At 40.4% G+C, this 19,112-nt stretch carries 12 protein-coding genes and 1 tRNA gene; 8 read left to right on the top strand and 5 right to left on the bottom strand.

The features are described from left to right. Window positions 1–343 precede the first annotated feature (343 nt). Together AACU25_RS27540 and AACU25_RS27545 are read left to right on the top strand one after the other, a co-directional pair. Window positions 344–1,552, top strand: coding sequence for a restriction endonuclease (locus tag AACU25_RS27540; protein ID WP_096581127.1), 1,209 nt, complete (start codon window positions 344–346; stop codon window positions 1,550–1,552). 308 nt (window positions 1,553–1,860) lie between these two features. After that, window positions 1,861–4,407 carry a penicillin acylase family protein gene (locus AACU25_RS27545; RefSeq protein WP_096584142.1) on the top strand — a complete coding sequence of 849 codons (2,547 nt, stop codon included), beginning with the start codon at window positions 1,861–1,863 and terminating at the stop codon, window positions 4,405–4,407. 204 nt (window positions 4,408–4,611) lie between these two features. On the opposite strand, the gene AACU25_RS27550 is transcribed toward AACU25_RS27545, so the two are convergent. Beyond that, window positions 4,612–5,832: a tetratricopeptide repeat protein gene (locus AACU25_RS27550; RefSeq protein WP_096584146.1), complete on the bottom strand. Its 1,221-nt coding sequence runs from the start codon at window positions 5,830–5,832 to the stop codon at window positions 4,612–4,614. A 358-nt stretch (window positions 5,833–6,190) separates the two neighbouring features. Here AACU25_RS27550 and AACU25_RS27555 point away from each other — a divergent pair, with 358 nt between their 5' ends. Continuing rightward, window positions 6,191–6,781, top strand: a complete 591-nt coding sequence (locus AACU25_RS27555) for a chromophore lyase CpcT/CpeT (protein ID WP_096581129.1) — start codon at window positions 6,191–6,193, stop codon at window positions 6,779–6,781. A 163-nt stretch (window positions 6,782–6,944) separates the two neighbouring features. Next, window positions 6,945–7,016: transfer RNA gene (locus tag AACU25_RS27560), tRNA-Cys, on the top strand. 342 nt (window positions 7,017–7,358) lie between these two features. Here the strand turns inward: AACU25_RS27560 and AACU25_RS27565 are convergent. Then, on the bottom strand, window positions 7,359–7,673 hold the full coding sequence (locus tag AACU25_RS27565) for a type I restriction-modification system subunit M N-terminal domain-containing protein (protein WP_321206828.1): 315 nt from the start codon (window positions 7,671–7,673) through the stop codon (window positions 7,359–7,361). Between the two features lie 1,038 nt (window positions 7,674–8,711). On the opposite strand from AACU25_RS27565, the gene modA (AACU25_RS27570) reads away from it, so the two are divergent. Beyond that, window positions 8,712–9,542 carry a molybdate ABC transporter substrate-binding protein gene (gene modA / locus AACU25_RS27570; protein ID WP_096581133.1) on the top strand — a complete coding sequence of 277 codons (831 nt, stop codon included), beginning with the start codon at window positions 8,712–8,714 and terminating at the stop codon, window positions 9,540–9,542. A gap of 122 nt (window positions 9,543–9,664) precedes the next feature. After that, complete coding sequence (modB, locus tag AACU25_RS27575) at window positions 9,665–11,476, top strand: molybdate ABC transporter permease subunit (protein WP_096581135.1); 1,812 nt, start codon at window positions 9,665–9,667, stop codon at window positions 11,474–11,476. Between the two features lie 568 nt (window positions 11,477–12,044). Here the strand turns inward: modB and AACU25_RS27580 are convergent. The 3 genes from AACU25_RS27580 to modA (AACU25_RS27590) form a co-directional block, all read right to left on the bottom strand. Further along, complete coding sequence (locus tag AACU25_RS27580) at window positions 12,045–12,236, bottom strand: hypothetical protein (protein WP_321206829.1); 192 nt, start codon at window positions 12,234–12,236, stop codon at window positions 12,045–12,047. Between the two features lie 201 nt (window positions 12,237–12,437). Further along, window positions 12,438–12,782 carry a hypothetical protein gene (locus AACU25_RS27585; protein ID WP_096581139.1) on the bottom strand — a complete coding sequence of 115 codons (345 nt, stop codon included), beginning with the start codon at window positions 12,780–12,782 and terminating at the stop codon, window positions 12,438–12,440. Between the two features lie 1,866 nt (window positions 12,783–14,648). Next, entirely contained in the window at window positions 14,649–15,446 is a 798-nt protein-coding gene (modA, locus tag AACU25_RS27590; protein ID WP_096581143.1) for a molybdate ABC transporter substrate-binding protein, read from the bottom strand. Window positions 15,447–15,856: 410 nt separating this feature from the next. On the opposite strand from modA (AACU25_RS27590), the gene AACU25_RS27595 reads away from it, so the two are divergent. Together AACU25_RS27595 and AACU25_RS27600 are read left to right on the top strand one after the other, a co-directional pair. After that, a complete protein-coding gene (locus AACU25_RS27595; protein WP_096581145.1) occupies window positions 15,857–17,665 on the top strand; it encodes an iron uptake porin in 1,809 nt (602 codons plus the stop codon). A 241-nt stretch (window positions 17,666–17,906) separates the two neighbouring features. Beyond that, window positions 17,907–18,581 carry a hypothetical protein gene (locus tag AACU25_RS27600; RefSeq protein ID WP_096581147.1) on the top strand — a complete coding sequence of 225 codons (675 nt, stop codon included), beginning with the start codon at window positions 17,907–17,909 and terminating at the stop codon, window positions 18,579–18,581. Window positions 18,582–19,112 lie beyond the last annotated feature (531 nt).

Raw genomic sequence — 19,112 nt, forward strand, 5'->3', positions numbered from 1 at the left:
TTGTATTGAGCTAGACATCAGATAAATTTTTGTAGGAGGTTTTTTTATGTTGATGAAGTTATAAATATTACATAAAACTATGAGATTTTTACAGTAAAAAAAATGTGAAATCCCGGTAGCAATATCAACCAGAGTTGATGATCAGTAGACTAGCTTCTACAATTTTTTTGCTCAGTATTTCAATAGTTGAATTTTCAGTATTTTCACTGAAAAGCCATCTTGAATATATGATTGTTGGTTTCTTTTCGTCACGCTAGCATGATTATTTATAATCACGGGCAAATAAAATGTATCTTGCTACCATAAAAGTTTTTATGACCCCAGACATTAGGAGCTGCTAAAGATGAAAAAAGATATACCATCTAGTCTGGTTAAAGATACTGCCAAAGAGTGTGCTCGCTCTCATAGACAGAAGGAAATAGAAAGAAAACAAGCTACCAATAAAGCGAAGAAACTATTACAGCAAAAGAAAAAACTGCATCAGCCAAATTATTTAGAACAAAGATTGAGCGATGTTGATGAGATTAATGCAGAAATAACAGATTGGATAAATGAGTTGCAAACTATCTTAGAGCATACTCTAGCGGTAGAAGATATAGTTTCATTTGATAACTTGCGGATTCGCGATACATTCCCCGCAATGGAAACTCCTAAGCAATTATCAATGGCATTACCAAAACCCAAATTTTACAAACTGCCTGTGTTACCTAATTGGTTAATACAAAGGCTACCTTTTTTACAGCAAATATATCAGCAAGCTTTGCAAAATGCAGAATTAAATTATCAACTTGCCAAGCAGAAATATGAAGAAAAAGAAACTAGTCGCCAATTATCAATAGAGCGCTTAAAAGCCAATTATGAATGGCGTAAACATACCGCAATTTTAGAAACTAAAAAGCGCAATGCAGAAGTAGATGAATTAGAGGAAGCTTACTACGCTAGATTTGAAACTGCTGTAGTTCTTTACAATGAAATGGTATTGGAACGCTCAGAATATCCAACCTTAGCAGATTTGCAATACATATCCTATACCGATGAAAATAAGGTGGCGTTTCCACAGCAATTTCAGGTAGCTTATATCTCCGAAGCGAAACAATTAGTAATTGATTATGAACTCCCTGTGTGGAGAATTATTCCGACAATTGCAGAGTTGAGATACGATGGTGGCAAAGATGAGATTTACGGAATTCCCAGAACGCTACGAGAAATTGAGGAATTATATGAAAATATCATCGCGTCCATCACGTTAAGAACAATTAGTGAAGTTTTTGCAGCAGATTTAGGTCAACATCTAGATTGGGTTGTATTTAATGGCTTCGTCCAAAAATTAGACTCCAACATCAAAAAATCTATCCCTCTCAACTTAATTTCTGTGCGAGCCGCTAAAGAGATTTTCAGCAATCTCAATTTCACTACAATGGATAAACTTACTTGTTTGCGTAAATTAGGGGCACAGATATCATCACATCTCACTGCTATCCAACCAGTACAATCAATTGCTGATCTCAACATAGCGAATGCCAAGGTGAGATTACAAGAAGATATTGGTTAATGATAAAAGTTATATTTGGCTACTCATCGACTCCAAATAGGAATTTCATAAAAAGCTAAAAATTGTCTGGTAAGGAAGATATCGCCAGAAATTATGAGTCGAGGTGAGCAAATCAGGATTGAGTGTCGGGATTGCGTTTTCAGGGTGCAAGAATCGGTGACAGATGCAAAAGGGATGAGATAGAAAAATCTGCTGGAAAATACTCGCTTTTGAGCGATTAAATCTAAATCTTGTGTCGAGAGAATAAATAGCGCGCTCTAAGCAGTACAATGTCCGATGGTTTCATAAAATATGCCACGGCCCGCGCAATGAGAAGAGCCAAGAAGATTTGGTTGCAAAAGTTACTCAAAAAGACAATTATCTTACTATTATTATTGGGTTTATTAATAGTAGGATTTGCCACTTATACTGTAAGGCAATCCTTTCCCCAAGAAAATGGTGCGATCGCACTTGCTGGGCTAAAGGCTGAGGTGACAGTCCAACGTGATCAATGGGGCGTACCGCATATTTATGCTACCAACTCCCATGATTTATTTATGGCGCAAGGGTATATCCACGCTCAAGACCGCTTTTGGCAAATGGACTTTTGGCGACACATTGGTTCTGGGCGATTGGCAGAAATGTTTGGATCTTCTCAGGTAACTACTGACAAATATCTGCGGACTATGGGTTGGGCTAGGGTAGCGCAGCAAGAAATCCAACAAGTGAATGCAGAGATGAAGGCATATCTGGAAGCTTATGCCCAAGGGGTAAATGCTTATCTAGCAGAGCATCAAGGCAGTGCTATCAGTTTAGAATATGCAATGTTGAAATTGCTTAATCCTGGGTATAAGCCAGAACCTTGGCAACTGCTACACTCCCTCACCTGGGGTAAAGTCATGGCTTATGATTTGGGGAGAAACTTTGAGCGCGAAATTGAACGTACCATTCTGCTGAAAACCTTAAATTTGGCTCAGGTTGAAGAACTATTTCCCCCATATCCCCAAGATTTACCAGTCATCTTACCTGATTCGCAAAAACGCAAAACAGGCGAACAGGATGATTTTGACGAAACACAACTAATTGCTGCTCATCTTACAGACTCTCAATTACCCATTACCCAAGCCTTAGCCACAATTACCCAACCTATGAAGGCTTTAGAAGAGTTAATTGGCTCCAGAGCAATAGGTATAGGTTCTAATAATTGGGTAATCTCTGGTTCTCGCACCACTACAGGCAAGCCCATATTAGCAAATGACCCCCATTTAGCAGTACAAATGCCTTCGATTTGGTACGAAGTTGGTTTGCACTGTACGCCGAAAAATAGTGAATGTCCCTACAACGTCACGGGTTTTTCCTTTGCGGGGATGTTAGGAGTAATTATCGGTCATAGCGATCGCATTGCTTGGGGTGTCACTAATGTGGAACCAGATGTGATGGATTTGTACATTGAGAAAATCAACCCTGCAAACCCGAACCAATATGAGGTAAATGGTAAATGGGTAGATATGCAACTCGTACCAGAGACAATTCAAGTTGCGGGAAGTAAGCCCATTGTCCAAACAGTACGCTACACCAGACATGGCCCCATTCTTTCGGATGTCTCACCTAAACTCCAGCAGTTTCCCACAAAAGGCGGCGTAGAAGTTCCGCCAAAATATGCGGTAGCCTTACGCTGGACAGCTTTAGAACCTTCCACTTTAGGATATGCCATTCCCCTAATTAATCGCGCTCAAAATTGGCAAGAGTTTCGCCAAGCTGTAGAGAACTTTGATGTTCCAGCCCAGAACTTTGTTTATGCTGATGTTGATGGCAATATTGGCTACCAAATGCCTGGTAAATTCCCCATTAGGGCTAAAGGTAAAGGGCGCTATCCGGTTCCTGGCTGGACAGATGAATATGAATGGCAAGGCTATATTGATTTTGAGCAACTACCCACAAGTTTTAATCCATCCCAAGGTTATATTGCTACCGCCAATAACTTAGTACAAAATAATTATCCTTATTTAATTACTACAGATTGGGTTTACGGCTACCGCGCCCAACGTATTGTGGAGATGATTGCCAAATCACAGCAAATTCTCTCCTTACTAGAAGTAGAGTTGATTCAGGGTGACAACCAGAATTTAAATGCCCAAACCCTAGTACCTTTATTCAATAATATTTCCCTAAATAATCCACGACACGAAGCCGCCAAACAGCTGCTACTAGATTGGAACTTACAGCTAGAAATGCGATCGCCCGCAGCAGCTTTATTTGAAGTATTCTGGAAACACCTACTAGCCAACACCTTTCACGATCAATTACCCCTAGAATATTATCCTGATGGAGGCGATCGCTGGTATGCTGTGGTGAAAAATCTTGTTAAAAAGCCCAATAGTAGCTGGTGGGACAACCGCAACACAGCAAAAGTAGAAAACCGCGACGAAATTCTCCGCCAGTCTTTCACCAAAGCCGTAGATGAACTCGAACGCCTTCAAGGTAAAGACCCCAAATCATGGAACTGGGGTGATTTACATACCGTGACTTTTCGGAATGCTACTTTGGGTAAATCTGGGTTAGCACCCATTGAGGCTTTATTTAATCGTGGCGCATTTCCCACTGCGGGGAACGGGGAAAGCGTGAATGCTAATCGCTGGAAAGCAAATAAATCTTTCGAGGTAACTGATATTCCCTCCCTCCGCATGGTCGTAGACTTAAAAAATCTCGACAACTCCGTAGCCATCCACACCCCCGGTCAATCAGGTCACGCTTTCCACACCCACTACACAGACATGAATGACCCCTGGCGCAAAACTGAATACCACCCCATGCTTTGGGAAAAGCAAAAAGTCGATGCGAATACAACTGCAACATTGAAATTGCGGGGGAAGTAGGGAATGGGGATTGGGTAATGGGGATTGGGTAATGGGTAATGGGTAATGGGTAATGGGTAATGGGGAATGGGTAATGGGTAATGGGGAATGGGTAATGGGTAATGGGTAATGGGGAATGGGTAATGGGGAATGGGGAATGGGGAATGGGGAATGGGGAATGGGGAAATATCTATTTTGACCCTTGACCCTTGACCCTTGAAAAAATCAATTCGCCTTCGGTAGCTTTTCAATTTGCTGAGTAAAGTATGTTTCATCATACTTAAGTTGTTGGGCTAGTTCTAAGCCTTTTTGAAAAGCGGCTAGTGCTTGAGGATACTGTTTGCTTTCAACATACATTTGCCCTATTTGGTCGTATGCTTGCATCATGCCGTAAAAGTTACTGGCTTTTGTCTGGGCTTCTACTAAAATTTGGCTAGTTTGCAAAGCATCGTTAATTTGTCCTTGAGAACGATATAGCGCGATTAATTGCTGCAAAGCTTCACCAGCATCGACATATTGCTCTAATTCCCAAGCCGTAGAGTATGCTTGTTGATAATTTTTAAATGCTTCTGGTAGCAAAGCGGGATTATCCTTGGCTAATGCTTGGTAGTTAGAAGCGATCGCCAATTTTAATTTAGGTAATGCAGTAGTATTATTCTGGGCAGTGTAAACTTGTGCCAGCTTATTAAGTGTATTTATGGATTCTTGGAAGTCTTTGCCCTGTTCATATATATAAGCTAGCTCTTGCAAGTATGCGACCTCGTTTAATTTATCACCTTGAGCCGTCGCTAAACTTAATAGTTGTTGGTAAGTAGTTGCAGCTTGCGGATAATCGAACCAAGCCAGATGTACTTCACCAATATTTTTGAGGGTATCAATAATCGCAGTAGTATTTTTTTGTTCTAACACTACAGCCAAAAGCCGATTGTAAACCTCTAGAGCCTGTTTAGGCGATCGCACTTGTTCATAAGCACCACCAAGCGATCGCAATAATTGTAAATCTAGTAATGGTTGAGATAGTGCCTGCTGTTGGATAGCTTGCAAGCGTTGGGTAATAAATTGCACCTCTTCGCGATTATTTTGATTAAAAGCTATTCCTCCCACCCGCGATAATGCTTGCACTTCTGTTAATAAACCATACAAGCGGCGTAAACGTAATTCTCGGTTCCACAGTTCAAACGCCGCTACCGAATCTCCAGCTTGCAATTTAGCCGCCGCTTCCTGATTTAATTGATCAAGTTGCGGTTCTAGCTGTTGTAGTTGTGTAGGAGTCAACTTTTTCGGATCGCCCAAAGGTGATAGTAAAGGATCGGGGAGAATATTTTCTAAGGGACTAGGCGGAAATTGCTCTGGCTGTTTCGGCTTTTTGTTCTGCGCCAATGTCAACGAAGCGCTAAACTGCCAAATTATAGCCGCAGCCACAATTACGCTTAAGGGACGTAGCATAGATACTTTACTTGGCTGAGAGTAATTTACATAGTGAGTCATTAAACTTTTACCCCAGCCAAAACGCTTGCTATAGTTACCTGCTTTCATTTTCAACTGTTAATCTCCCAACCCCTAACCTAAACTACCAGTTTGATGGACGCATAAAGCGATCGTAATTCTCCCGATGAGGGACTGGGGAAAAAGCAGGGGGGCAGGGTGCAGGGGGCAGGGGGAAAAAGAACAAATTCAACATTCCTATTACCAATTACCCATTACCAATTACCCATTACCAATTACCAATTACCCCTTCCCCATTTCCCCCTTCCCCTTTCCCCAAATAACATAAAATACATCCAGTGGACTTTATTTATCTGTAATGACTCACTCTACAGACATTGCTACCTTAGCTCGTTGGATGGCAGCTGATTTTAGCAATCAAGAACAAGCTTTTGAAAACCCGCCTTTTTATGCACATATTCGTGTGTGTATGCGTCCCTTACCCTTAGAACTTTTATCAGGGGTGAGTTTGTTTTTAGAGCAAGCTTATGACTATGCACTTAATCAACCTTATCGTTTGCGAGTATTGAAGTTTGTCACTGAAGGCGATCGCATTCAATTAGAAAACTACACCGTGAAAGAAGAAGAAAAATTTTACGGTGCTTCTCGCAATCTCGAAAAACTCGCCACCTTAACTAGTGATAACGTCGAAAAGATGGCAGGGTGTGACATGATTGTAGAATGGACTGGCAACAGCTTTAAAGGTAAGATACAACCAGGAAAAGGCTGTATAGTCGTTCGCAACGGGCAAAAAACCTATCTTGATAATGAATTTGACATTAACGAAGAGAGACTTCTGAGCCTTGACAGAGGAAGAGATCTAGAAACTGATGAGCATCTTTGGGGATCAGTGGCTGGGCCATTTCACTTTGTGCGGTGGAATAGTTTCGCTGATGAAGTAAAAATTTGATGGTGAGACGCGATCGCTCCTAGTAGGGTTTCTCTGAAATCAGATGCGATCGCGCTAAGTACAAAAACTTAATTTCTACTTGATTGTCTGCAAACTCAGAAATTTCTCCAAACAGAGGATGTCTTTTAGCTAGAATCTTGTTAATATAGATAAGCGCAACTGCGGCGGCATAGCCAAGTGGTAAGGCAGAGGTCTGCAAAACCTCCACTCCCCGGTTCAAATCCGGGTGCCGCCTTTAACAAATTATCTGCCCATTTAACAAATCAATGTCCTACAAACCCTTGCAAAACAAGGGTTTTATTATTTTAATACCCTATGCCGCAATCACCAACTTTCTGTAAGTCAACCCATTGACTGGGGTAAAACTGGGGTAAATTTATCCCCTTGCAACCTTGTCAAAGATAGTCAAAAATAGTCAAATGCTATCAAAGATAGTCACAAAGTTAGGTACAAAATTTAATGCCAAAAGGCGATAACCCTATTGATGCCAAGATTGACGAAGCTAACGCAGCGCTAAAAGATAAGCGCACTGGTGAGACAAGAGTGACAATCTTTCGGAGAGGCGATCGCTTGCACCTCAAAGGCACGCTTCCACCCAAGCCTCACCTACCGAAGGATTCACCCTACCAACAAACAATTTCTTTGGGCAAGCAGCATCAGGCAAGTACATTACACCCTTTGCTTGGTAGTCTGCTTTGGTAATTCCCCGTCTTCTACTACCTGCATTTTTCAGTTCCTCCTCAGCATGGGTAAATTTCCAGTCAGCGTAGCGGAGGAAGATTAACCCCAATACCGGGATGGAATACTCACTGGACTTTAGCTTGGAGTTGGCGCGTAACTCATCCACCGCTTCCCATAAACGTTTCTCCAAGTCAGTAGTATTAGCAGGCATAGACAGGCATTACATTTATCAAATCTACCGATTATAGGATAGTTCTGTGTTTGTTAGCACTGGCGATTTACCAACTTGAGCAGAAATCCGCGATCGCCTTTTTTGATTTCAGGCAGAATTAGGTGATCTCAAGTAACTAAACTAGGGTAACTTGACTTCCCTAGCAAAGTAAGGACTTTGTTTAAGAAGCTAAACACTTTGTTTAACAAGGCGAAGACTTTCTTTAACAAACCAAACACTTTGTTTAACAAGGTGAACACTTTCTTTAACAAACCAAACACTTTGTTTAACAAGGTGAACACTTTCTTTAACAAACCAAACACTTTGTTTAACAAGGTGAACACTTTCTTTAACAAACCAAACACTTTGTTTAACAAGGTGAACACTTTCTTTAACAAGGTCAATTATTTTACGGTAATTACTGAAATATAGCGGAACATAAGTACAAGCTCCGCCCTGGAAGGGCGCTTCCTGTCTTCCCCCTCGCTCCCTTGCCCTTTTTCCTCTTGCTGACCATGATTCTTTTGCCTAATTTGGTCATAGAACTCTAACAATCTCTGATTCTTTTACCAACTTTTTTTAGTTTCTGGGTGAATAGGTTGGTAAATTATGAATTAAGGGACTTCCAAATAAAAAAATATCCCAGTATTTCTTGTGGGGTGGACATCTTGTCAGAGGTGTCAACTTAACGTGAAACCCGCTTAGTTGCAAGGTTTCGCCCTCACCCCCAGCCCCTCTCCCACAGGTAGCTAAGGTGTACACACAAGTTATCGAATCACTACCAGTCCTAGAATTACCCCACCCTAACCCTCCCCTTGCAAAGGGGAGGGAACTTGATTTTCTTGTTTCCCCCCTTTCTAAGGGGGGATTAAGGGGGGTAAAACCCGGATCTCAAAATAACTCCTATTTGTGTGTACACCGTAGCTCCCACAGGCAGAGGGGAGCAAGAAATTTAATTCCCCTTCTCCCCCTGGAGAAGGGGTTAGGGGATGAGGGCGGGAAATCCCTAATTCCGCAAAAATGCTTGAGAGAGTGCTAATGATTAATAAACCCATTGTGACTTTTTTGAGTTGGGTATTGATTTCGTTCTTACTCATTGTGGGCTGTAGCCCAACAAAGACAAAGAACTCAGCTTCAATAACTGCTAGTCCAGAAGCGCCAACAGCAAGGTTGACAATATCAGCTGCTGCTAGCCTCAAGGATGCAATGGATGAAATCAAGCCTCTGTACAGCAAACAAAAGCCAAATGTCGCTTTAAGCTACAATTTTGGTTCATCGGGTGCTTTGCAACAACAGATTGAACAAGGTGCAGGTGTTGACGTTTTTATTTCTGCTGCAACTAAACATATAGATGCTTTAGCGCAAAAAGGTTTGTTGGTTGATGGTACTCCCAAGGATTTGCTAAAAAATCAAATAGTGTTGATTGCACCTCAAAATTCAACAGTTGTCACCGATTTTAAAGACTTAGCTTCACCAAGCATTAAAAGGATAGCTCTTGGTGAACCTAAAAGTGTCCCGGCTGGACAATATGCACAACAGGTTTTAACTTCATTAAATCTGCTTGACCAAGTTAAAGGTAAGACTGTCTACGCTAAAGATGTTCGTCAAGCTCTTAATTACGTAGAATCAGGTAACGCAGATGCGGGGCTAGTTTATTTCTCCGATGCTAAAAGTACGCCAAAAGTCAAAATTGTCGCCACTGCATCTGAAAAAACCCATTCTCCGATTGTCTATCCCATAGCGGTGCTGAAAAGTAGTAAAAATGTCGATGCTGCTCAGGATTTTGTGCAATTTTTAGCGAGCAATGAAGCTAAATCTGTGTTTGAAAAACAAGGATTTACATTAGCTGGTAGCTTAAAGACGCGATGAATCTAAATCTGTGTTTGAAAAACAAGAATTTACATTAGCTGGTAGCTTAAAGACGCGATTCATCGCGTCTCTACAAATTTTGACTTGCGCGCAGTACTCAGTACTTTTTTTACCAAAAAACTATGGCACCGGATTTATCGCCTCTTTGGATATCGCTAAAAACTTCTTTATTAGCTACATTTATTACATTCTTTTTAGGTATTGCTGCTGCCTACTGGATGCTGGGATATCGGGGTAAAGCAAAATCGCTGATTGAAGGTATCTTTGTTGCACCATTAATTTTACCGCCTACGGTTGTGGGCTTTTTGTTATTGATGTTTTTCGGGAAGAATGGGCCTGTGGGGAAACTCATGCAGCCATTTGACTTCAGTATTGTGTTTACTTGGTACGGTGCTGCGATCGCAGCTACAGTTGTTTCTTTTCCTTTAATGTATAAAACTGCACTGGGGGCTTTTGAGCAAATTGATAGTAATCTGTTGCGGGTAGCGAGAACTCTAGGCGCAACGGAGTCTACAATTTTTTGGCGTATCAGTTTACCTTTAGCACTACCAGGAATTTTAGCCGCAACTACTCTAGCCTTTGCCCGTGCTTTAGGTGAATTCGGTGCAACCTTGATGCTGGCTGGTAACATTCCCGGACAAACACAAACGATTCCAATGGCGATTTATTTTGCTGTGGAAGCCGGAGCAATGGATGAAGCCTGGTTTTGGTCGATTGTAATTATGGCAATTTCCCTATCGGGGATTATTGCTGTCAACTTCTGGCAAGAATCGCGAGAGCAAGGGAGGCGAGGACATAGAGAAAAAAGGGGACGGGGACAAACACCAGCAGAAGAATCATCTGTTTTACCTAAACTATCCTCAACTGTGGGGCTAATTATAGATATTGAAAAACAACTGCCGAGTTTTCATCTCAAAGTTGCTTTCAATAGCGACGAGCAAACCTTGGGATTGTTGGGAGGTTCGGGAGCAGGTAAGAGCATGATTCTGCGCTGCATTGCTGGAATTGAAACACCAACCAAAGGACGTATTATCCTCAATGGTAAAGTACTGTTTGATTCCGAAAAAAGAATTAATTTGCCTAGCCGCGATCGCCGCATCGGTTTTTTAGTACAGAATTATGCTTTGTTTCCTCACATGACTGTGGCACAAAATATTGCCTTTGGCTTACCTAAAGGATTATCTAACGGTAGTATTCGGGTACAGGTAGAAGAGCAATTATTAGCAATGCAGTTGCAAGGATTAGGCGATCGCTATCCACATCAACTGTCTGGGGGACAGCAACAACGTGTAGCCTTAGCTAGAGCCTTAGCCTCTCAACCAGAAGCCTTACTTTTAGATGAGCCTTTCTCTGCACTCGATACTCACCTGCGGAGTCAATTAGAACAGCAAATGACTGAGACTCTAGCTGATTACCGGGGTGTATCTTTGTTTGTCACCCATAATATGGAAGAAGCTTATCGAGTTTGCCCAAATTTATTGGTTTTAGAACATGGTGGAGCTGTTCAATATGGTTCTAAACATGAGATTTTCGAGCATCCTACAACTGTAGGTGTGGCTCGCATTACTGGTTGCAAGAACTTTTCTGTGGCGCAGCTAGTGCGATCGGGTTTGATTGAAGCTAGTGATTGGGGTTGTCATCTCCAAGTTATGGATACAATTCCCAACAACATATCTCATGTTGGTATTCGTGCCCATCACATCAGCTTTACCAAAGACCCTAATCAAGAAAATACTTTTCCTTGTTGGTTAGCCAGAACTAGTGAAACACCTCACCGCATGACCTTATTTTTAAAACTACATTCTGCTGCTAATAATCCCCAAGACTACCATTTGCAAGCAGAAGTTTTTAAAGAAAAATGGGCAACAATTAAAGACCAGCCTTTTCCTTGGTATTTACGTCTAGATCCATTGCGCTTAATTTTAATGGAATAATAGCAATTCAAATAATTTTTACAACAGATAAATTCTTTGTAGGGGTACGGCATCAGTCATTGGTGTTAACTTAAGCTAAAAGCTATATACGGCGTGTGTTGTACAAATCCTTCTCGCCCTCATCCCCTAACCCCTTCTCCCCCGGGAGAAGGGGAACTAAATCTCTTGCTCCCCTCTCCCACAGGAAGAGGGGCTGGGGGTGAGGGCGAAACCTTGCAACCAAGCAGGTTTCACGTTAAGTTGACACCACTGGGCACCAGTAAGATAATTTGGAATACCAAAAAAATATGGTTGCCGTGCCCTTAATTATATTTTTTTAAAATTATGAAACCACAAAACTTAGCAGGGTTTATCTTTTTGAAACCGTTGCTAATACCAATTCAAATAATGTTGGCGACACATCAATCTATTCTAGAATGCACGGCACAAATTGCCCCTACAACCTGTCGTATTATTTTAAAAAATTGGTATAATTTTAGCTTGAATAATAAAAAGATTAAAGGGAAAAGTTTATTCCCTTTCCCCCTTTACCTTTCCCCCTTTAACCTTCTTTATATAGGTTTATTTGTTAATTACTAGGGTAATCTTCTTCAGACAACAGATGCTCGACATTAATTATCAAAGGAATACCATTAGCAATAGGAGGGCTAACGCTAATAATAGCTTTGTTCGCAAATTGTTTTAATTGCTTCACAAGCTGGGGAATAATGCTCGTAATATTCTGATAGCTTTCTATGTCATAGCAAACTAAAATTAACATCAAAATCCCCGAGTTAATTCGGAAATACCAATGACAATTAGATAAAACAATTTGTGTTAGGTGAACGCAGCTTTGATAAAAGCTCTGTTTGATTTTAGCTTCAAGTTGTCTGAGCAGTATTTCACTCAGTTTGATTGTCCGTTCTGAAGGGAAATCATCAGGATGCACTAGCTGATACCTATAAATTTACAAGTGAAGTTGCTATTCTTGTGTAGAAATCCAAAGCAAGTCTAACCACAATTGAGGATGATTTTCTTTAAGTTTTGATAGCGGATCGCTCATTAAATGTGTGGCATTTAAGCAAACCACATCAACTAATCCGATCAACCTAGCTACGTCTTTGAGGATATGTTTCTCAGCGGCTACAGTAGCAATCATTTGATCGGGGCAATAAATGCCAATATATGGCGGATGGGGAATTCTGGCGCGTGTTAAGTAAGGATTAATTACTCGGATATAACAGTGACGCAACAACTCCCATACTTGTGGATGATTTTGCTCGACAATTGCCGTAAACTGAGAGGCTAGAGCTTCTTCGGTAATCACAATTTTCTCCAATACTACTTGGGCTGGGGTGAATATGTGCAATTTTGTTTATTTATTCACAGCTGGGTGAACATATCAGGCAAACATCCACTAACCTGAGAGATAGCTGTGATCTGGATGCGTAGCTGTGTTTGCAAGAGATGAATTTGCTATGGAGTATATTTCATTCATGTTCATGGCATCTACCTGTCTGGTGCGATCGCTCTAGGTATTTCCTATAGCTGATACGGATTGCCTATCACCCATCAAAGACTAAGTTCAGCAGTGAAAACTGTATTATATGTACTCTTTTACCAGTTTTATTGGTAAAAAAATCATTAAATTGCATCACCATAAGCTTGAATCGCTGATAAATAGAGGCTTTTTATCCATAACCTGTTGGTAATTCTTCCCTTCGCAAGTAAATTTTACTTATCTGGATACCAATATCATCACAAAGCATTTGCAATTTTTATGTCTGCATTGCTATCACTGAAGTTATACCAATGCACAAAAAATATAGGAAAAGCTAGAAGCTCTGCTGATTGAGTACGCTATTTTAGAGAGTGATGAAGGTAGAGAAAAATTTGATTTATTTATCAGTAACGCACCACCGCGTGGATGATGCGTTAGGCGCTAGGATAGTTCTTTCGTGACAAATCATATTGGAAACCAGCGCCTAACGCATCCTACGATAATTTTATTTTTACTTTATAAATAACCTCTAAACAAACCAAACTATATTACGAAACTTCAAATAGAATTGAAACCCTTACCAATGACTAATGACAGTCCTTGCCAGTCATATTTAATTACACCAACCTACTTATAAATTTAATAAATAATAAAATTTTATATAACTCTAAGCATTTCAATCTATCATCGAATAATCTCCATTTATGGTTGTTTAATTCATAGCGTAAGCACCAAATTTAGCTAAGATAAACTATTTAGCTTTGATGTAACATTAGCCAACTGATTTGAGAGTCAGAAAGATGGGAATTTGAGTATTTCTATCTCTTCTACAGCAATAATTCTGTATCTAAGCAAATTATTTGGCAATATGCTATGCTATGATTTACCTATAGGGAATCACAACAGCAAAAGCAAGAACTCTTCAACCGAGATTAGGTAGAACCCAAAGTGAAAAACTTTGCTTTTGTGTAAGCAAATCCAATTAAGTTTAATGTAGCATTTTGTAACCAAAAATTGGGATGCGCCTGTATCAATCCAAAATGAGATATTATCATCTTCCCTTGGTGTACGAAGCTTTGGCTGATAGGGAAATATTGATAACTATTGAAATTTGGCATTAAGGATTCTGAGACTAGGTAGCAACCCAAACCGCAACAAAAAAGTTATCAAATTAATTTCAGTTGCAAGCACCATTGTTAGCCACGAACAATCTGTTGGTTAATGTTTGTCTAACTCTGGTGAGGTCAAAAAATCCCATCCGTGGGTAAACCAATGGTCTGATGAACTGATGGTCTGATTCTACATTGCTCTAGAGGAATTGTGGCGTTCATCAATCATTTGGGTTTCTGTACATTATTACTCACACACAATGCTAACGTTTTTCTATTCATCGATTGCGCTTAGTCTAGCTTTACTTTGTTTGAGCATCACTACAAAAGCCACCAATCATTATTTGCAAATAATGGCTCTATTATTTGCAATGTTTTGGTTTTGTTCCAGTCTGTTTTTTTCTTTGATACCACTTGAATTGATGCTTGCGATCGCTCTTTTTTACCTCACTCCCAAAATGCATTTTTGGTATCGGATAAAATAGCAGTAGTAACCATAAATCATGCATCAAAATTTAGAAGCTAGACTTATTGCATAAGTCTAGCTTCTGAACAATGTAAATTTCCCAATTTTGATCAAAAATTAAGGCAGAATAAAGCCGTATTTTTGCAGTACTGCTTTAGATTGATTACTAGTTAAGAATTTAGCAAATTCCTTAGCAGTATCAGGATTTTTACTACTTTTGAGGACTGCAAATGGATAAATAATTGGAGAATGATATTTTTCGTCAGCCGCTACCACAATTTTGACCTTATCAGAGATTTTGGCATCAGTGACGTAAACTAAACCTGCATCAGCATTACCACTTTCTACAGATGCTAATACTTGACGCACATTGTTAGCGTAAACCAACTTAGACTTGACTTGTGGCAAAATCTTTAATTTCTGCAAGACTTGCTCTGCATATTGTCCTGCGGGTACGCTTCTAGGTTCACCAATGGCGATTTTTTTAATTTTGTTGCTATCTTTAAGGTTGTAAAAGCTGGTAATACCTACAACGTTTTTAGGTACGATTAATACCAGACGATTCTTTGCCAGAATAGAACGAGTTCCTGATAGGAATAGTCCTTTTTGCTCTAAAGCATCTACTTGCTTTTTACCAGCCGAAATGAAGATATCTGCAGGCGCACCTTGTTCAATCTGTTGCTGCAAAGCACCAGAAGCCCCAAAATTATAATTAATGTTCGTATTCGGATTAGTTTGCTGGTAAAGAGGCTTAATCTCTTCCAGTGCTTCTTTTAAACTGGCGGCGGCAGATACAAGGAGGTTAGCCTTGGACTGTGCTAGTACCGGTGAGGGCGCAACTGCGGGTAAACTAGTGGTTACCAAAAAGCTAGCAACTGCTGTACCAACTAATTTAAGAATTTGTCTTCTGTTCATAGGAAAACTGCACGCCGAAGAATTTTTTTAAATTGATGCTTGGTCGAATCTTAATAAGATTACCAAAATATTACCAAACAAATTGGTAATTTATCTGATTAGTTTTGGTATTGTAAGTTCTTGGTATTGGTAAATTTGTAACTAATACTACATTTTATCCAACTTAATTGGTATAAATTATATACCAACTAAGTCGGCTTTAACCTGGAATTTTATGGCAATTATTTGTTTGCAGACAAAGCTTAATCTTGCCAGAAAAGTAGTGTGATGCTGGCATTAGCTGTATAGCTCAGTAATTTGGTAGCACTAGAATAATTAGTTCTAAAATTCCGTTATCTTGCTAAAATATACCAACATAGTTGGATTAATACCAATAATATTGGTTTAAATAGATTTGAGGTGTGAGGGTAATGTCCACTTTTGTACAGTCTTCATTGTTACTAGTGCTAGCTAGTATGATGCTAGCTCAAACTGCATCAGCAACTCCAGTTGCAGAAAATACCAACCAATTAGAGGCTAATAGCCAAATTAATCAGTCTAGTCAGTCGGTTGTAGATGAAAACGCACAGCCAAACGCTGCAATGGATCAGGTAACATCAGTATCGCAACTTTCTGATGTCCAGCCAACAGATTGGGCCTTTGGTGCTTTGCAGTCTCTAGTTGAACGCTATGGTTGCATTGCAGGATATCCAGATAGTAGCTTTCGCGGAAATCGGGCGCTGACTCGCTATGAATTTGCAGCGGGTTTGAATGCTTGTTTGAATCGAGTTAATGAACTGATTGCAACGGGTACAGCCGATTTAGTCACAAAGCAAGATTTAGAAACTTTACAGAAATTGCAACAAGAGTTTGCTGATGGACTTACAGAACTTAGAGGTAGGTTAGATGGCTTGGAAGGTCGGACAGCTACCTTAGAAAGTCAACAGTTTTCTGCTACTACCAAGTTGAATGGAGAAGTAATTTTTAGTCTTGGTAGTGTGTTTGGTGGCGATCGCGCGCTAAACTCCGATGTGTGGAATGAAATCAATGCTAGACCTGCAGGCGCAACTAGAAACACTTTTGCCAATAATCAATATGCTGCATCAGGTGGCAGGAGATTACAAGATAAAGCGACATTTAGCGATCGCATCCGACTCAACCTGATTACCAGCTTCACAGGTAAAGACCAACTATTCACCCGTTTAGAAGCCAACAATACTACAGCTTTTAGTGGTGCGGTCACAGGTACAAACATGACGCGCACATCTTGGGATACTACTAATAATGCTGATAACAGTGTTCAACTAGGCAAGTTGTATTATCGTTTTCCTGTGGGCGAAAAACTCAACATCATCGTTGATGCTATTGGTGGTGAGTTCTACGACAACTTCAACACCTTTAACCCCTTGTTGTCTTCCACTCCAGTTGGTTCTTTATCTCGCTTTGGTCGTTTCTCTCCGATTTACCGCGCTAGTAATACCTCCTCCGCCAGCAACACAGGTTCGGGAATCAGTGCAATTTTCAAGTTAAGTGACACCATCACCTTATCAGGCGGTTATTTAGCACGCAGAGGTAGCGAACCAAGTGACGGTAAAGGTTTATTTGACGGTAGTTATGGCGCTTTAGCACAATTAGCATTTCAGCCCAACAAAGATTTTACTTTAGGTTTGACTTATGCACATTCCTACCTCAGAGGCTCTAATAATGATGGTGATGTGGTAGTTTCCGGTTCCTATGGGAGTGCATTTGCGAATAATCCCTTCAACTCTAGTGCTACTACTCCGGTGAACACCACAACCAACAACTATGGTTTCCAAGCCAATTATCGTTTCAGTCCCCAATTTACCCTTGGCGGTTGGGTGGGATATACTCAGGCGATCGCAGAAAATAGTTCAGGTGCGAATGTTAATCGTGGCGATAAAGCAGACATTTGGAACTGGGCTGTAACTTTAGCTTTCCCTGACTTGGGTAAAAAGGGAAATCTTGGGGGTATTATCTTTGGACAACCACCGAAGGTAACTAGTAACGACTTTGGCAACAATAGCGTTAGCGCCACAAATCTTGTTCCCGATAGACGTATAGATACTGGTACATCTTTCCATTTAGAGGCTTTATATAGATACCAAGTAAATAGCAATCTTTCGATTACACCTGGATTAATTGTGATATTTAATCCCGAACATAACAGCAATAACGACACCATCTATACAGGCGTTCTTCGGACTACATTTAGGTTTTAAATTCTTCACTAATATGCAACAAATCCCAATACCAATGGGTTAAGCGTTTTGAACTCAAAATTTTTTTGGTAAAAGGTTAAGGGTTAAAGGTTTTTTATTTCCCTTTTACCATTCCCCTGTTTCCCCTTAACCGACAAGTATTGCAACAACTCCAATTCGAGTAGCAACAATCTGGAGAGGAGTTGTTATGCATCTAATTTTTTCAATATTCAATATTCAATAGTTAATGGAGAAATGTTTTATGCATTTGAGTCGCAATCTTCCTATTACATCTTTAATACTATCGTTGCTAGTTTTATCGCAACCTAGTTTAGCTGATTATAGGAATGATGCCCCTTGGAATCGAGAAGAAACACCATCCATTTGGAATAAAAATAAGTGTGCTGGAGGTAGTTCCCAGAATTTTCGCTTGGGTGGAGAAATCAATAACCCTAATACCTATAACTTACAAAAGCTGAGAACTTTACGAGATACTTTAAAAAACCAAAATCCAGCATTAGTTACAGAAGTCACTGTCAGCTTTCAAACTGGTTCAGGCCCGCGTACAGAAACATACTTAGGAATTCCCCTATGGGAATTAATTAATAATCCACAAGCCGCAGGTGGTCTAAAGGCTGGAAATCCTGGGGTAAATTCTAAAAACTCTTTTCTCAGACAATCTGTTTTAGTTGATGCTACAGATTGCTATGGTGCTGTTGTCACTATTGGCGAAATTCATCCTAACTTTGAAGCCAAAACAGTGCTAGTTGCATTTGAAAAAAAAGGTAGTGATGGTACAGTCATACCTTTAATAGATGAAGGATTCGCTCGTTTAGTAGTTCCAGGAGATAAAGCTGGCGGTCGTTATGTTAGTAATGTGAGAAATATCATCGTATTTTCTGCGCCTCCTTCTCCTATAAAAGTCAGAGATTTCTGATTGATTTCACTACTTTTAGTATTCAAAAAAACTGTACAGATTTAGGGTTATACAAATTCCCTAAAATTATAACGATTCAAATAATACCAGTTCAAATCGTGTTTGCGACACATCAATATATTCTAGAGGGCAAGGCAATGCCCATTGGTGTCAACTTAACGTGAAACCCGCTTGGTTGCAAGGTTTCGCCCCCACCCTGTGCCCCTCTCCCTCAGGGAGAAGGGAGCAAGAGATTCAATTCCCCTTCTCCTGCGGGAGAAGGGGTTAGGGGATGAGGGCGCGAGGTATTTGTACAACGCCCGCCCTATATAGCTTTTAGCTTAAGTTGACACAGGTGGGCAATGCCCATTGGTGTCAACTTAACGTGAAACCCGCTTGGTTGCAAGGTTTCGCCCTCACCCTGTGCCCCTCTCCCTCAGGGAGAAGGGAGCAAGAGATTTAGTTCCCCTTCTCCTGCGGGAGAAGGGGTTAGGGGATGAGGGCGCGAGGTATTTGTACAACGCCCGCCCTATATAGCTTTTAGCTTAAGTT

This window comes from Tolypothrix tenuis PCC 7101 (assembly GCF_963874875.1).
Taxonomy (GTDB): domain Bacteria; phylum Cyanobacteriota; class Cyanobacteriia; order Cyanobacteriales; family Nostocaceae; genus Aulosira; species Aulosira tenue.

Coding starts and splice junctions, on each gene's coding strand:
- AACU25_RS27540 (WP_096581127.1), top strand. CDS start 344: ATGAAAAAAGATATACCATCTAGTCTGGTTAAAGATACTGCCAAAGAG.
- AACU25_RS27545 (WP_096584142.1), top strand. CDS start 1,861: ATGAGAAGAGCCAAGAAGATTTGGTTGCAAAAGTTACTCAAAAAGACA.
- AACU25_RS27550 (WP_096584146.1), bottom strand. CDS start 5,832: ATGCTACGTCCCTTAAGCGTAATTGTGGCTGCGGCTATAATTTGGCAG.
- AACU25_RS27555 (WP_096581129.1), top strand. CDS start 6,191: ATGACTCACTCTACAGACATTGCTACCTTAGCTCGTTGGATGGCAGCT.
- AACU25_RS27565 (WP_321206828.1), bottom strand. CDS start 7,673: ATGCCTGCTAATACTACTGACTTGGAGAAACGTTTATGGGAAGCGGTG.
- modA (WP_096581133.1), top strand. CDS start 8,712: ATGATTAATAAACCCATTGTGACTTTTTTGAGTTGGGTATTGATTTCG.
- modB (WP_096581135.1), top strand. CDS start 9,665: ATGGCACCGGATTTATCGCCTCTTTGGATATCGCTAAAAACTTCTTTA.
- AACU25_RS27580 (WP_321206829.1), bottom strand. CDS start 12,236: ATGTTAATTTTAGTTTGCTATGACATAGAAAGCTATCAGAATATTACG.
- modA (WP_096581143.1), bottom strand. CDS start 15,446: ATGAACAGAAGACAAATTCTTAAATTAGTTGGTACAGCAGTTGCTAGC.
- AACU25_RS27595 (WP_096581145.1), top strand. CDS start 15,857: ATGTCCACTTTTGTACAGTCTTCATTGTTACTAGTGCTAGCTAGTATG.
- AACU25_RS27600 (WP_096581147.1), top strand. CDS start 17,907: ATGCATTTGAGTCGCAATCTTCCTATTACATCTTTAATACTATCGTTG.